General features: G+C 37.9%; 9 protein-coding genes. 5 read left to right on the top strand and 4 right to left on the bottom strand.

Annotated elements, in window-relative coordinates:
- Positions 1–306: 306 nt before the first annotated feature.
- Positions 307–999, bottom strand: a complete 693-nt coding sequence (locus TR08_RS17955; RefSeq protein ID WP_045520511.1) for a response regulator transcription factor — start codon at positions 997–999, stop codon at positions 307–309.
- 260 nt (positions 1,000–1,259) lie between these two features.
- Here TR08_RS17955 and TR08_RS17960 point away from each other — a divergent pair, with 260 nt between their 5' ends.
- From TR08_RS17960 to TR08_RS17970, 3 genes are all read left to right on the top strand, one after another.
- Positions 1,260–2,885, top strand: coding sequence for a flavin-containing monooxygenase (locus TR08_RS17960; protein WP_045520517.1), 1,626 nt, complete (start codon positions 1,260–1,262; stop codon positions 2,883–2,885).
- An 81-nt stretch (positions 2,886–2,966) separates the two neighbouring features.
- Positions 2,967–3,701 carry an SDR family NAD(P)-dependent oxidoreductase gene (locus TR08_RS17965; RefSeq protein WP_045520520.1) on the top strand — a complete coding sequence of 245 codons (735 nt, stop codon included), beginning with the start codon at positions 2,967–2,969 and terminating at the stop codon, positions 3,699–3,701.
- A gap of 85 nt (positions 3,702–3,786) precedes the next feature.
- Positions 3,787–4,749 (top strand): alpha/beta hydrolase, encoded by a 963-nt coding sequence (locus TR08_RS17970; RefSeq protein ID WP_045520522.1) that lies wholly within the window; start codon positions 3,787–3,789, stop codon positions 4,747–4,749.
- Between the two features lie 523 nt (positions 4,750–5,272).
- Here the strand turns inward: TR08_RS17970 and TR08_RS17975 are convergent.
- Genes TR08_RS17975 through TR08_RS17985 form a run of 3 tightly spaced genes read right to left on the bottom strand, consistent with a single transcriptional unit; the run spans position 5,273 to position 7,848 of the window.
- Complete coding sequence (locus TR08_RS17975; protein ID WP_045520523.1) at positions 5,273–6,058, bottom strand: ABC transporter permease; 786 nt, start codon at positions 6,056–6,058, stop codon at positions 5,273–5,275.
- Positions 6,059–6,061: 3 nt separating this feature from the next.
- The gene (locus tag TR08_RS17980; RefSeq protein ID WP_045520526.1) at positions 6,062–6,853 is read right to left on the bottom strand and encodes an ABC transporter permease; all 792 of its coding nucleotides are present in this window, start codon (positions 6,851–6,853) and stop codon (positions 6,062–6,064) included.
- Positions 6,850–7,848, bottom strand: coding sequence for an ABC transporter ATP-binding protein (locus tag TR08_RS17985; RefSeq protein ID WP_045520528.1), 999 nt, complete (start codon positions 7,846–7,848; stop codon positions 6,850–6,852). Before TR08_RS17985 ends, TR08_RS17980 begins: the two co-directional genes overlap by 4 nt.
- 706 nt (positions 7,849–8,554) lie before the next feature.
- Here TR08_RS17985 and TR08_RS17990 point away from each other — a divergent pair.
- Together TR08_RS17990 and TR08_RS17995 are read left to right on the top strand one after the other, a co-directional pair.
- A complete protein-coding gene (locus TR08_RS17990; protein WP_238579171.1) occupies positions 8,555–12,724 on the top strand; it encodes a 5'-nucleotidase C-terminal domain-containing protein in 4,170 nt (1,389 codons plus the stop codon).
- Positions 12,725–13,198: 474 nt separating this feature from the next.
- Entirely contained in the window at positions 13,199–15,952 is a 2,754-nt protein-coding gene (locus TR08_RS17995) for an ATP-binding protein (RefSeq protein WP_045520530.1), read from the top strand.
- The last annotated feature ends 5 nt before the right edge of the window (positions 15,953–15,957 follow it).

Consider the following 15,957-nt stretch of genomic DNA (forward strand, 5'->3'; position numbering starts at 1 on the left):
GAAATGAATATTTGGATTGAATATGAAAAAGGGGTGTCATTCCCTTTACACGTTGTAACGTATATGCAAGGAGGTTTTGATGTTCTATCAATAAAGTATAGATGTAGTGGTTATCCTAAAAAATGGTGTGCTTTGATATCATAGCAAGAGATGGTTGGAAACGAGAAAACTCGCCACAAATATGTGCGAGTTTAGTTTTTTTTATATGCCAATAACTAAGCCATTATCAATTACTGCTTCTACCTTAATCATTCCATTCTCGTCATTGAACTAACTACTAAGTTATAAGAATTAACTCATCAAAAACTATAAAATATATCCTAATCTGAATAATTCTCCGATCGCATGGGAACGATTTGTAGCTCCCAGTTTTTTGATCGCAGTTTTCACATACTGATTAATCGTTAATTCGCTGATTTTCATTGTACTTGCCATTTCTTTGGTACTTTCTCCTAGTGAGATTCTTCGCATTACTTCTAATTCTCTTTTACTTAAAAGTCTTGCTACATTATGTTCTTGTGTAATTATCAATTTTCCAACTAATTTTCCAAAATAGGTAAAGGATGATAAAAGGTTGTCATCAATTGTTGTGTTTTCCTCAAACTCAGAACTACAAATATAACCGAACACGAATGAATCGTAGCAAATTGGAATAACTAGCAATGAGTTAAAATTAGAGGATATCGTATATTTAATGCTGACTTGTTTAAGGTATTCTATTCCCGTACAGTATTTTGCCTTCTTTTCACTTATTGCTGAGAAGATAATAGGAAAAGAACGTATATCTTCACGAATTTCACCTATATGTACACCCTCAGTTTCGGAAAGATAAAAGACCCCTTCACCCAGATAGCCAAGAGGAGAATATCGTATTAAATAAGAATCTTTGGCAGGGAAAAGTTCTAGATAGATTTCCAACATTTTATAAAGCTTTTCCTCATGACTTATTATTAACTCTAGTCTTTGGAGTGCTTGTTGGATGGTATAGTTTGAAACCATAGTACATCCCCTTTTTTAAGCTAATTATACACTCGTTTTACGAAATATTCTAACTTTTATAAATATATATGGGAATAAGGTATAAAAACAAAAAAATAATCACCCACTATTTAGGGTATTTTGAGTGTAAAAATAGGGAATTCTAAAAATTCAGAAATTTAATTATGATTAAATTACCACCCAGAAATTATGTTTATTTTTGAGTGCGGTAGGTTGATCTGTTAGATAAGGTGAAACAAATTTTTAAAAAGGAGGAAAAAATGATAGAAAATCAAGTAAAAGACTTTGATGCAGTTGTCATAGGTGCAGGTTTTTCTGGATTATACATGTTATACCGCTTAAGAGAGGCGGGCTATTCCACACGCGTGATTGAAGCTGGTGATGGTGTAGGTGGAGTTTGGTACTGGAATCGATACCCGGGAGCAAAATGTGACATAGAAAGCATTTATTATAACTACACATTTTCGAAGGAGCTCTACCAGGAATGGAATTGGACATCTAAATATCCTGAACAGAAAGAAATACTAAGTTATCTTAATTATGTTGCTGATAAATTCAATCTTCGTAAGGACATTCAGTTTGATACCCGAATAAATGCTGCCCATTATGATGAGGTAAGTTGTAGATGGAAGATTCAAATGAATGACGGGACAAGTGTGACAGCAAAGTTTTTCATTTCAGGAGTAGGGTGTCTTTCTGCTACCAATGTTCCTAATTTCAAAGGATTAGAGAACTTTAAAGGGGATTGGTACCATACTGGAAAATGGCCACAAGAAAAAGTAGATTTCAGAGGCAAACGTGTAGGGGTAATTGGCAATGGTTCAAGCGGTGTCCAGGCCATCCCTGAAATTGCAAAAGAAGCAGGACATCTGACTGTATTTCAACGGACCCCTCAGTATACAATCCCAGCTAGAAACTACCTTTATGACCCATCGTTTATTCAACAAACGAAAGAAAACTATGAAGAGATAAAAAGAATCATGCACGGGTCCCCAACAGGTAATGGGATTCAAATTCGAAATGTATCTGCCCTTGAAGAATCTCCTGAAGAACGGTCGAAGGTTTATGAAGAGGCTTGGCAAGAAGGTGGATTTGCCTTTACATCAACCTATAATGACTTATTTACCAACGAAGAGGCAAATAAAACTGCTGCTGATTTTATTCGGGCAAAAATTAAAGAAATAGTCAATAACCCTGAGACGGCAAAAAAGTTACTCCCAGACTACTTTTTTGGAACAAAACGTCCAATTTTAGATACAGGTTATTACGAGACTTATAATCGTGGAAACGTTACTTTAGTGGATGTCAAAAATGATCCAATCGTCGAAATCACTCCAAACGGTCTTCGAACAATGGCAGAGGAATATGAACTGGACATCCTTTTATTCGCAACAGGTTATGACGGGATGACTGGTCCATTATTCAATATCGATATTCGAGGTAGAGACGGGGTTACTCTTAAAGAGAAATGGGAAGGTGGAGCTGCGGTTAGAACTTATTTAGGACTCGGGACGGCTGGTTTTCCAAACTTTTTTATGATTACTGGTCCTGAAAGTCCATCCGTATTAGTTAATATGCCTACAGCCATTGAGCAGCATGTTGATTGGATTGCAGATTGTATCGAGTACCTCACTCAAAACAGTCTGGATACTTTGGAGCCTACGAGAGAAGCAGAAGAAGAATGGAGCAGGCATTGTCGTGAAGTAGCAGAAATGACTCTTTATGTAAAAACGGATTCCTGGTACACTGGTGCGAATATTAAAGGGAAACCACGAAGTTTTCTAATCTATCTAGGAGGTTTTGTCTACTACAAACAAAAATGTAATGAAGTTTCAGCTTCGGGATACGATGGTTTTGTTCTCTCGAGTAGAATGACCTTGCAATAATGGTCTGTTACAAACATTTTTATACAATAATTAACAAAAGATCTAAATGTTTTTGGATGATTGATTGAATGGAGTGGAGACATGAGCTTAGCAAATCGTGTAGCAATCATTACCGGAGCAGGAAGTGGTATAGGTAGGGCAGCCAGTTTAAATCTTTCGAAAAAGGGTATGCTGGTTGCTCTAGTTGATTATGATGAGGAAGGTGGAGAAGAAACCCTTCGACTTGTTAAAGAACAAGAGGGGAATGGTATTTTTATCCAAGCAGATGTATCTAGTAGTACTGATGTAAAGAATTATGTTTCGAACATAAAAGAAAGATATGGAAGAATAGATGTTTTCTTTAATAATGCTGGAATTATGGGGACTTTATCCCCTTTAGCAGAATATAGTGAGGAGACGTTTGACCGGATTATTGCAGTAAATTTAAAAGGAGCTTTTCTTGGGCTTAAATACGTAATCAAGGTCATGGAAGAACAACAATCAGGGGATATTATTAACACAGCTTCAACAGCTGGAGTTCAAAGTACGCCATTTTTAGGAGGCTACTCAGCAAGTAAACATGGTGTAGTGGGTCTTACTAAAACGGCAGCTGCGGAGTACGGACCAAAGGGGATTCGGATTAATGCCGTTTGTCCTGGAGGGGTACTGACAAATATGACAAAGGATTTGGTAATGTCCGATCCAGTACAGAACGGGCCGCTAAGAAGACCAGCATCTCCTGAAGAAATAGCCAATGTTGTTTGTTTTCTCGCATCTGATGAGGCTAGTTATATGAATGGCTCTATCGTAACTGTAGATGGAGGTTTAACAGCATAAATTATCTAAAAATGAAAGATACCAATTAATGTAAACGCATACATTGAATTTGAGTTAAAAAAATATTATCAGAGGTGAGTTGGCAGTGAAAAACAGAATTGATCCTGAATTAAGGGAAGTTCTTGAAGTTTTCCCACCACTTGATTTAGATCATCTTGAAGAAACAAGACAAGGTATGGTTCAAATCTCTCAATCTATTGAAATTCCTGTTAACGAATCTGTTTCTATAACCAATCGGATAATACAAGGTCCAACAGATAACCCTTCCGTTCGGGTACGAATTTATGAACCAAAGGAAAAAAATGAACTCTTGCCTGGATTATTATGGATACATGGAGGTGGTTATATATTCGGAGTCCCTGAAGGGGATGATCTATTGTGCCAAAGATTTGTTACAGAAGGAAATTGTATAGTTGTCTCAGTCGATTATAGACTAGCCCCAGAAAATCCATATCCAGCAGGGTTGGAGGATTGTTATTCAGCACTAGAATGGTTCTCTGGAAATGCTGTTGGTTTAGGTGTAGATCCCTCCCGAATTGGAGTGGCAGGTGCTAGTGCTGGGGGAGGATTAACAGCTGCATTATCATTACTTGCTAGAGATCGGAAAGGTCCAGAGCTTTGTTTCCAAATGCCGTTGTATCCAATGATTGACGATCGGAATAACACACCATCAAGTCTTGAAATCACAGGTAACATGGTTTGGAATCATGATTTAAACCAAAGAGCTTGGTCATTGTATTTACAAGGTGCAAATGGAACAGAAAATGTCCCTGTGTATGCTGCACCTGCTCGAGCTACAGATTTATCAGGGCTTCCATATACGTATACATGTGTTGGACAATTAGATCCATTTCGTGATGAGACACTAATCTATATCCAAAAACTATGTCAAGCAGGCGTAGATGTTGAATTTCATTTGTATCCAGGAGCTTATCACGGATTTGAAGGAGTTGTACCACAAGCGAATATCAGTCAGCGGGTACTTGCTGAGTATATCGGTGCAGTAAAACATGTGCTTCATCGTCAACTACCTGTAGAAAATAAATAGTTTAAGATGGGATCGCCGCGGCGGTCTTTTCTTGTTGTACTCACGGGGAAGGATAGTTGAAGCAAATTTCTTCTTAATATGATTGTGTTAATTTTTATGTGCTTCTCTTTTGTATACTTTTTGAGAATAAGGAAATTAATACAAGAGTAAAATTGTAGCTGAACATAAGTTAATATAGGAAATTAAATATGGTTGTTATTCAAGAGGTAGACGACCGATCAATAAAAACATATTAATTTATTGACAAGCTCTAATGAAATTGCTGAAAAAAATATATGACGCAGAAGCTATTTTCTTTGTTGCTGGTTCTAGAAGGAAAGATTTATTGATGATTGACTTAAATGGTGCGCCTTACGGAATTTTAAAGATTAAAACTTAGTATTTGATAATTTTTAGGTCAAAATAATAGATGGAATTATGAAGTGCAAAACAAAGAATTAGTCAGAAATCATTTAAAAGGAGCAAACAATCATATATAGTTTGCTCCTTGTTTATTTTTAACTTAACCTGAATTCAATTTTTTTTAATTCCCAGCCCCACGATATTTCTTTACTCCAACATTCCAAAGAAGAATCGCAACTCCGAAGAAAAGGATTCCCATGACTGGTGTAAAAAAGGCGTAGCCATACCATTCTTCTTTATTTAAAAAATAGGATGCTGGATACACACCGACAAAGGCGAAAGGTAAAATCCATGTTAACACAAATTGAATAACCTTGTTGTAAATATTTACAGGGTATCGGCCGTAATTGCTGATATTATACATCATAGGCATAATATCGGTACGGCTGTCAGACCAAAATCCAATCGTTGCAATGGAAATAAAAATCCCGGCATAAATAAAAGCTCCGCCAATCACCATGAGCATAAAGATCAGAACGTCATACCAAGCAAAGGTTAAGCCTTGGTTCACACTGGCATAACCCATAATCACTAAGCCGGTAATGACACCGAATAAAGATTCCAGCTCCATTCGTTCCATTATAATCTGGAAAAGGCTGTGAACCGGGCGTGTTAAGACTCGGTCCATTTCCCCTTTAACAATATAGCGATCATTAAAGTCCCATATGTTAAAAAAGGACGTAAATAATGCATAAGGAACAAGGAAAAATCCATAAATAAAAATGATTTCATCACGGTTCCAGCCGCCTAAAAAGGATGTATGGCGAAATACAATTAAGATGAAAATTAAATTGACAGCTTGAAACAATAGATCAGAAAGGATTTCAATCGCCGTATCGACACGATAAGTGAGCCTTGTTTTTAAATATTGAGAGGCGTATTGGAAGAACAATGATATATTAAACATTGGTCAGCCCCCTTGTACAATTAAGTGTTTTTTTGCTAGTATCCAAGTAAGACGGATCGGAATCAGTAGGATGAAAACCCAGAAAGCCTGTAGGAGCAAAGCGTTATAAATCTCCTGACCGACAAACCCTTCTGTAAAAATCATACTAGGAACATAGCTGATCGCTTGAAAGGGCAAATATGACATCAGCCCTTGAGCCCAGTCTGGATAAAAAGAGATAGGGAGAAGTAAACCTGAGAACAAATCGATCACAACACGTTTTGCTCGGATCAACCCTGTGTTATTAAATAAAAAGAACGTCATCATTCCAGTTAATAGATTGATATGCGTATTCACTATAAAACTAAAAATGAGCGAGACAAAGAAAAACATCCACGTTGTTAAACTAGCATCAAAGCTGACTGGAAAAGTCAAAGCCACTATGATCATGCCTGGTACGGAGAAAAACAATAAGCGAAAGATTCCTTCCCCAAGTGCCTGCATGGTTTTCATCCCTAAATAACTATACGGACGAATCATTTCAATGGCGACTTTGCCGTCTTTGATTTCAGCAGCAATTTCACGATCAATATTGTTATAATAAAACGCTCTTGCCATCCAGGCTACTGCTACATAGGTGGTCATTTGAGCCACTGACAAACCTTGAATCTCTTCTTTCCCTCCATAAATCGCAGACCATAAAAAATAGTATGCTCCAATATTGATGCTATAAATTAAAATCCCGCTATAATAGTTTGTCCGATAGGCTAGCATCATTAAAAAACGAACCCGGATCATTTCCAAATACATACTCATGTGAGGGCCAATCCTTCTTCGTAAATCTTCCGGACAATCTCTTCAGTAGAAACCTCATTGATTCGAACATTCTTAATCGGATTCCTTTGTACGACATCACTAATTAATTGGGATACCATTTGTTCATCCCCATTGATATACCCGAGCCAGGTGGTTGCGTCCTTTTGTTCCCATTGAATATTATCGCTACCAGGCAGGCTGGTGCGAGGGATTTCTGATAAAAATTCAAATTCTATTTGTTTTCCTTCAACTGCATGTGCTTGAAGCTGATTTAGCTTGCCGTCATAGATAATTTTTCCTTCATCTAATAACACCACTCGTTCACAAAGGGCTTCAATATCGGTTAAGTCATGTGTCGTCAATAATATGGTTGTTTTATATTGCTCGTTAATTTCCTTTAGAAACTTACGAATTTTTAATTTTACTAAAACATCTAGTCCAATCGTTGGCTCATCTAAAAAGAGGAGAGGAGGATTGTGTATAAGGGCGGCAGCTAATTCGCAGCGCATCCGTTGTCCAAGAGAAAGCTTTCGTACCGGTTTATTTAATAAAGGACCGATTTCTAATGTTTCAATCACATGGCCCATATGATGGTTATAGTCCTCATCGGATACACGGTATACTTTTTTTAATAACCGGAAGGACTCTTGAACAGCAATATCCCACCATAGCTGTGACCTCTGACCGAACACCACGCCAATGGTTCGTACGAATTCTTCCCTCTGCTTATGGGGGTTCATCCCATTTACAATAATGGAACCGGATGTGGGTGTCAAAATTCCGGTTAACATTTTAATCGTCGTTGATTTACCAGCACCGTTCTCTCCAATATAGCCAACCATTTCCCCTTGTTTAACGGTTAAGGAAATATTGTCAACAGCCGCATGGACTTTATAATTTCTCGTAAATAAATCTCGAAAAGCTCCAGCCAAACCTGGCCGGCTTGAATATGAATTAAATTCTTTCCGTAAATTTTGGACCTCAATGACATTCATTTCGTTTCCCCCTAAAGATATAAAAAGAAAAACTTGATCACGAAAAACGTTTTTACCAACTTTAAATAATAACGTGAGCGGTTTATTCTTGCAAGTATGGGGCATTGTAAATATCTGAAAATAACCAATAGTTGTTTTGCTGGAAAAAGGTGGATAAAGTAATGTTTGATTCATTTTAGACGTAATTTACACATGATGCATTCAGCAAACCATAAGAAAATAAAACAGAATGAAAATCGTAAATTAAAATGTAACTAATTACTTTACAAAGGAATTTTGGTCACATTCTTGTCGAATAAAAATTAAGGAGGAATAACTATGTCAAAAACAAATTAAAAAATCGTACCACCTTTTGTGTGAGTTAAAACTATGTGTCAAAGGTGATTCTATAGCAAATTTCTTAAATGTAGTAGGATGGGTATAGGTAATTATTCTCATTAAAGAATAATTAATAAATAGTATTATAGTAGTGTAGAATTGGAAATTTGATATTTTCTTACGTAAAGATTATTAAAGTTTTGTATAGAGTGAGTAAAACTTTCGTTAAAAAAGAACGAAATAAAAAGGAGACATGGTAAGTTAGGAATATATTTGTAGTACTTCCCTACATAAGAAAGGAGGAATAAATTTTATAGATTTGGAAGATTTTTTGGAAGTACTACTTTTATAGAGGTTCACTATAAAGAGATTTAGAGGAGGAACACTCTTGAAGAAGCTTAGAAAACAAGTATTTGCTCTAACGACCATGTTTGTCATGTTGATTGGTATGGTTCTCCCATATCGGGCACAAGCAGCTGAAGCTATTACGGTTGCGCAGGCAATTGCGAATAATACGGGGACAGCCACTGTTACAGGGTATATTGTTGGTTATACAACTAGTGGAGGTAGTGGGAAAGCTACATTTGATTTTGAGGCTCCATTTAAAGATGATCTTAACTTTGGGATTGCAGATAGCCCAACGGAAAGAGACGCAACGAAAATATTACCCGTTCAAATTCCTTCTAGTTTCCGACCAACCTTTGGATTACTAACGAATCCTTCGATAGTTGGTAAAAAGGTTTATGTTACTGGTTCACTTGAAGCTTATTTTTCAGTACCAGGTATAAAATCTTCAACGGCCATTTCATTTGATGGCACAACTCCACCTCCAGTTGAACCTCCTGTAACAGGTGAAACAGGATTAAAAATTCGCGACATTCAAGGTCAATCACATACTTCACCTTATAAAGATAAAAATGTAGTAGATGTACCAGGGGTTGTTACTCAGGTAGTCGATAGCAGTAATTTCTACATCCAAGATCCTAATCCAGACAACAATTCTCATACATCGGAAGGTCTTCTCGTTTACAAACCAACTCACGGTGTTGCAGTGGGAGATAGTGTAACCGTTTCGGGACTTGTAAAAGAGTGGGTACTAGATGGATATGCCGAGAAGCTCAAAACCGATTTAGCTATGACAGAAATTAATGCCCAATCAGGAAAGATTACAAAGGTTTCTAGTGGAAACGGGCTTCCGGCGCCAATCGTAATCGGCAAGGACGCAATTCCACCAACTTCTGTCATCGATAACGATCAATTTGCAGCATTTGATCCAGCAGAAGATGGCATTGATTTTTATGAAAGTCTTGAAGGAATGCTGGTTTCCATTGAAAATCTGACCGTAACAGGTCCTCAGAAATATGGAGAAGTACCTGTCATTACGGGGCAAGTGGATGGAAAAGCCTATACAAAAGAAGGAACTCCTCTTCTAACAAAAGAAAATCAAAATCCTGAGAAAATGCTTCTACAGCTTGATGATCGCGAGTTTGTAACGAAAGCGGGAGACTCTTTTGCTGGAACTGTTACAGGAGTGGTTAGCTATACGTTTAGCAACTTTAAGATTCTAACAAAAGCAGCTGATTTACCTAAACTAGTAGAACGTGAAAGAACGAATGAAATAACGACGATTCAAAAAGAAGAAGACAAGCTAACCATTGCAGGCTACAATATCGAAAACTTCGTAGCTTCAGATACCGTCAAACGCGATAAGCTGGCAAAATCAATGGTCGAGAACTTAGGATCTCCCGATATCATTGGTCTAGTTGAGGTTCTTGACGAAAGTGGGGAAACGAATAATGGTGTTGTCAAAGCTGATGCAAACTACAAGGCATTAAGTGATGCAATCAAAGGCTTTGGCGGGCCAGCGTATGCTTGGACAGAAATTGCTCCTGAGAACGGTAAGGATGGTGGGGTTCCTGGTGGGAACATCCGTGTAGGTTATCTATACAATCCTGATCGTGTGACGCTAAACGAGGCTCCGAAAGGAGATGCTACAACGGCTGTTGCCTATGAAAATGGCTCGCTTACTTTAAACCCAGGTCGCATAGACCCAAGGAATGCTGCATTCAACAGCAGCCGTAAGCCGCTTGCAGCTGAGTTTACTTTCCAAGGCGAAGAGGTCATTGTCATTAATAATCACTTCAACTCCAAAGGTGGAGATCAGCCTTTATTTGGAAAAAATCAGCCACCGTACCTTGAAAGTGAAGCACAACGTATGCAAATTGCGACAATCGTTAATAACTTTGTTTCTGACGTAAAAGAAAAGAACGAGGACGCAAATGTAGTGGTACTAGGTGATTTAAACGATTTTGAGTTTTCTTCACCACTTGCTGCACTAAAAGGGGATGACTTAACGAACTTAGTTGAAACGCTGCCTGCGTCTGAAAGATACACATATAACTATCAAGGAAATGCACAAGTATTGGATCATATTTTAGTATCCAATAACTTAGCTGAAGCAACTAAACTGGATATCGTGAACTTTAACTCTCCATATATGGAAGAGCATGGACGTGCTAGTGATCATGATGCACTTGTCGCTCAATTAGATTTAGCCGTAGAAGAAGGACCATTTACCATGTCACTTCTTCATACAAACGATACACATGCTTATGTTGAGCAATTCCCTAAGTTGATAACTGCTGTGAACGAATTGCGTTCCCAGAAGGAAAATAGCCTGTTATTAAATGCAGGGGATGTGTTCTCAGGAACATTATATTTCAGACAGTATTTAGGTTTAGCAGACTTGTATTTTATGAATCAACTAGGTTTTGATGCCATGACTCTTGGAAATCACGAGTTTGATAAGGATTCAGAGACCCTAGCGAACTTCATCAAACTGGCCCAGTTCCCAATTGTGTCTTCCAACGTAAACATGACAAAGGATTCTGAACTAGGTCCACTATTCAATAACTCAATCGGTGGAACGAGTGAACAAGGAGAAATCTTCCCTGCCATTATTAAAGAAGTGGATGGAGAAGAGGTAGGGATCATAGGATTAACAACGGAGGATACAGTTTTCCTAGCGAATCCTGGAGATGACATTGTGTTTGAAAATGCAATCGAAAAAGCCAATGAGACAATTGACATGCTTGAAGCGCAAGGTGTAGACAAAATTATTGCTTTATCTCACTTAGGCTATCAACCAGATCTGGATTTAGCGGATAAGGTAGACGGAATTGACGTGATTGTTGGCGGGCACTCCCATACAAAACTAGATGCACCAGTTGTTGTAGAAAAAGAGGAGCCGACATTAATCGTTCAAGCCAATGAGTATTTAAAATACCTTGGTGTTCTTGATGTAACATTCGACGAAAATGGTGTAATAGCGAATTACACGGGCGAATTAAAGGATTTAAGTAAGTATGCAGAGGATGCTGCAGCAAAAGCGAAGGTAGAGGAATTCAAAGCTCCATTAACAGAACTACAAAAACAAGTAGTAGGAAGTACATCTGTTGCGCTAAATGGTGAACGTGCTGATGTTCGCAGCAAGGAAACCAATCTAGGAAACTTAATTGCAGACGGAATGGCAGCAAAAGCAAATGAGTTTATTCCAACGTATATTGCGATGCAAAATGGTGGCGGAATTCGTGCATCCATAGATCAGGGAGATATCACGTTAGGAGAAGTGTTAACGGTTCTACCATTCGGTAACAACTTAGTCACTATTGACCTAACTGGAGAAGAAATTCTTGCAGCCTTAGAGCACAGTGTGAGCGCACCTGGTGCAGGTGCATTCATGCAGGTATCAGGGTTAAAGTTCAAGTACGATTCAGCACAACCGGTTGGTGATCGCGTCTGGCATGTTGAGGCATTAACGGCTGATGGTTATGAAGAACTTCAACTGGATAAAATGTATCGAGTAGCGACCAATGCCTTCACTGCAGACGGTGGCGATGGATACACCATGTTCAAAACGGCGAAGGACGAGGGACGTCTCGCGGAGTTATACATTGTAGATTTTGAAGTGTTTACTTCCTATTTAGAAAAAGTCAATCCTGTTTCACCAGTGGTTGAAGGCAGAATCATCCAACAAGTGTCCGACAGTGTAGCTCCAGATGCTCCTTTTGTAAACGAAGTAACGGACCAATCGACACAAGTGACTGGAACAGCAGAACCTGGTGCAACAATTGAGGTATCTGTTGATGAACTCGTGATTGGGTCAAGTACTTCATTAGAGAACGGTAGCTTTGTAATCGAAATAGCTAAGCAAGCAGCTGGAACGGAGCTGGCAGTTACTGCAACAGATGATGCAGGAAATGTAAGTAAAGAGACAGTAGTGAAGGTTATCGACGTAACTCCACCAGATGCACCAAAAGTAAATGATGTCATTCATAATGATACGTTTGTTACTGGAACAACAGAAGCTGGTGCAACTGTTAAAGTAATGATGGGTAAGGTTGAGGTAGGTACCGTTGTAGCAGATGCTCACGGTAAGTTTAAGGTATCTGCGCCCAAGCAAAAACATAAGAATCTATTAACCGTGACTGCCACAGATGCTGCTGGCAATGGTAGTAAGGCAACGACTGTTGACGTATTAAAGAAAAACGAGAAGTAAGAAAGAAGGCAGATTGCTGTTCGAGCAATCTGCCTTTTTTAATGAGCAGCCTTAATCAATAGCAAGAAAAACTAGTAATTTAATAATTTTAACTGCTTTCAGCAGGACACACCTATGGAGTGCGAGAGCCATAAATGCAGGTGTCCTGCGTTATATATATCAACGTTTCTTACATTTGGTAAGGAACGTTTATTTATTTATCACAATACGCATTTATAAAAATATCGGCTGTATATCTAGTAGTTTGTTCATTTTAACAAACAGGTACAAAATGTATGTTTTTTTTAGGCAAGTATGCCCGATCTAAAGGATGGTTAATTTTTCCAATTATAACTTTATAACTTACTAAAATATCATATAGACGATAATAAGGAATTTAAAGTATGATTAAAAATGGGAAAATTTTTACTAGTTAGTCTAATTAAAGAATCTAACAATATGATCCATTGAAAAACTAGCAAATTAGGAGGTTTTATGAGATTTCGAACGAAGCTCTATACGAGCATAGGATCATTACTTTTGTTCATTACGATTATCGTTATGATATTAATGAACATGCTTGAACAATCGACAGTTAAAATGAACGTCGTGATTATTGATTTAAACGAGAGAATCGAAATGGCTTCCACGATTAAAGATGAGACTTTAACAATATCAAAAGAATTAAATACCATGTTGAATGATCGTGGAGAGGCAATCCATTCAGACTCGTTGAATGCATGGGAAAATTCAAATTCAAATTTACAAATTGCGATTAAGTCACTGGAGAAAAAGGACACCCAAGAAAAATCTCAGGAACTCATTAGTAAATTTAAAATTTTACATGAATCTTATCGAAATATGGGTCAGCAAGCGTTGACGGAAAGGAAAATCAATCCTAAGGCTGAACTTACACCAACTTTTTGGACTGAATTTGAACTATCCAGTCAAAGAATGGTTCAAATGGCAGAACTCCTTTATGGCTTACAAAAACAAGGGATGAAGAATGAACTGTTACGTTCAAAAGATACCTATAATTGGGCAGTTGAAAATATTTATATATACCTTGTGATCGGCTTAATCTTCGGTATAGGTTTTGCCATATGGATCATAAAAAGTACCAGCAACAACCTTAACAAAGTAACAGACGTGATGAAACAAGCAACGGCCAGTGATTTTGATACATTACCGCGGATTGAGATTACCTCAAAAGGGGAACTGAGTGAAATCGCTGTGGCCTTTAATAAAATGGCCAAAGCACTTGAGAAACATAGTAGAATCGAGAAACAATTAAAAGAAGAAGCAGAAGATCTGAGCTGGCTGAATACAAAAATTGCAGAAATTGCAACCTTGTATCCGGTAGTAGAAAATGTGCAGATGCTAGCCAGTATGCTAATCACAAAGCTTGTACCTATGGTAGGAGCGAGCTACGGCGTAATCTATTTAAAGGAAGTTGAAAAAAGTGACCAGTATTTAACAAGAATGTCTTCCTTTGCCTCTAAAGCTTTCGAGCAAGAACGAAAGCAATTTCGTTTAGGGGAGGGATTAATTGGGCAATGTGCACTTTTAAAGCGCCCCATCCATTTAAACCAAGTTCCCGACGATTATCTAAAAATCGGTTCAGGTCTGGGAGAAGCATCTCCTAAAACGATTATGATTTTACCAGTATTATTTGAAGACCAAGTACTTGCGGTGATTGAAATTGCCTCATTTGAGACTTTAACCCCATTACAAATAAAGCTGCTTGAAGAAGTGAATAACAATTTAGGTATTAAGATCAATAGTATTATCAACCACATGAAGGTAGAACAATTATTGCAAGAATCACAAGCCCTGACAGAAGAACTACAAGCCCAATCAGAGGAGCTCCAGATGCAGCAAGAGGAGTTAAGGACGACAAATGAAAAACTAGAGGAACAGTATGAAGCGACTAAACAAAGGAACTTTGAAATACAGGAGGTCAGTGCGGCGCTTGAAGAGAAAGCACAGCAGTTGCTGCTTAGTTCTAAATATAAATCTGAGTTTCTAGCAAATATGTCCCATGAACTAAGAACTCCTCTGAATAGTTTGCTTATTCTAGCACAAATCCTCTCTAAAAATGGAGAAGGGAATCTGACCACTAAGCAACAGGAATACATTAAAACCATTTACTCTTCCGGAAATGATTTATTGAATTTAATCAATGATGTTTTAGATTTGGCCAAAGTAGAGTCTGGTAAACTAGATGTGATATCAAAAGAAGTAGAATTAAATAAGTTGAGAGATTTTATCTATAGTCAATTCTCTCCGATCGCAAATCAGAAGAATGTTAATTTTTCGATCGAAATGGAAAGAGAATTGCCAAAGACGTTTTTTACGGATGAACAACGACTGCAGCAAATCCTAAAAAATCTTCTATCCAATGCGTTTAAATTTACGCAAAGTGGTAGTGTCTCATTACAAATCCGCGAGGTCATTAAAAACATTACGGAGAATATAGGGGAAGAACATCAAGCCGAACGGATGCTTGCTTTTTCCGTCATTGATACAGGTATTGGCATCGAAAAAGAAAAACAAGAGACGATTTTTGATGCTTTCAGACAAGCAGACGGTACGACAAGCCGGCAATATGGCGGTACGGGATTAGGTCTATCGATCTGCCGGGAACTTGCTCATTTATTAGGCGGGTTTATAGAAGTTTCAAGTGAAATTGGAGAAGGAAGTACATTTACCTTATATTTGCCACACGTGCAAATGAATAACAAAATAGTAAAAATATCTACGGCTCGAACGGAAGCAGCGGTCAGTTTGGAAGCGAACTATTTAGTGAACACGAATGACCAAGTTTTAAAGGAAGAGCCAATGATCAACCATGGGAAATCGATCCTGAAAAACAAGAAAATTCTTATCGTCGATGATGATATCCGTAATGTATATGCCTTAACGATTGCGCTTGAAAATCATGATATGGAGATCTTGGTTGCCGAAAACGGTAGGGAAGCGTTGGAAGTTTTAAAGGATCATCCTAATACCGACCTGATTTTAATGGATATTATGATGCCGGAGATGGATGGATTTGAGGCAATCCAACATATTCGCAAGATAAGAATCTTTGAAACAATCCCGATCATCGCCCTTACAGCAAAGGCGATGAAACACAGCAGAGAAGAATGTCTGGAGGCAGGAGCTACCGATTATATTAGTAAGCCGATTAACTTGGACCAGTTGTTCTCATTAATGCAAGTTTGGCTGTTCACGAAGGAGGGGTAAAAAAT

This window comes from Neobacillus niacini (assembly GCF_000759675.1).
GTDB lineage: Bacteria > Bacillota > Bacilli > Bacillales > Cytobacillaceae > Neobacillus > Neobacillus niacini_A.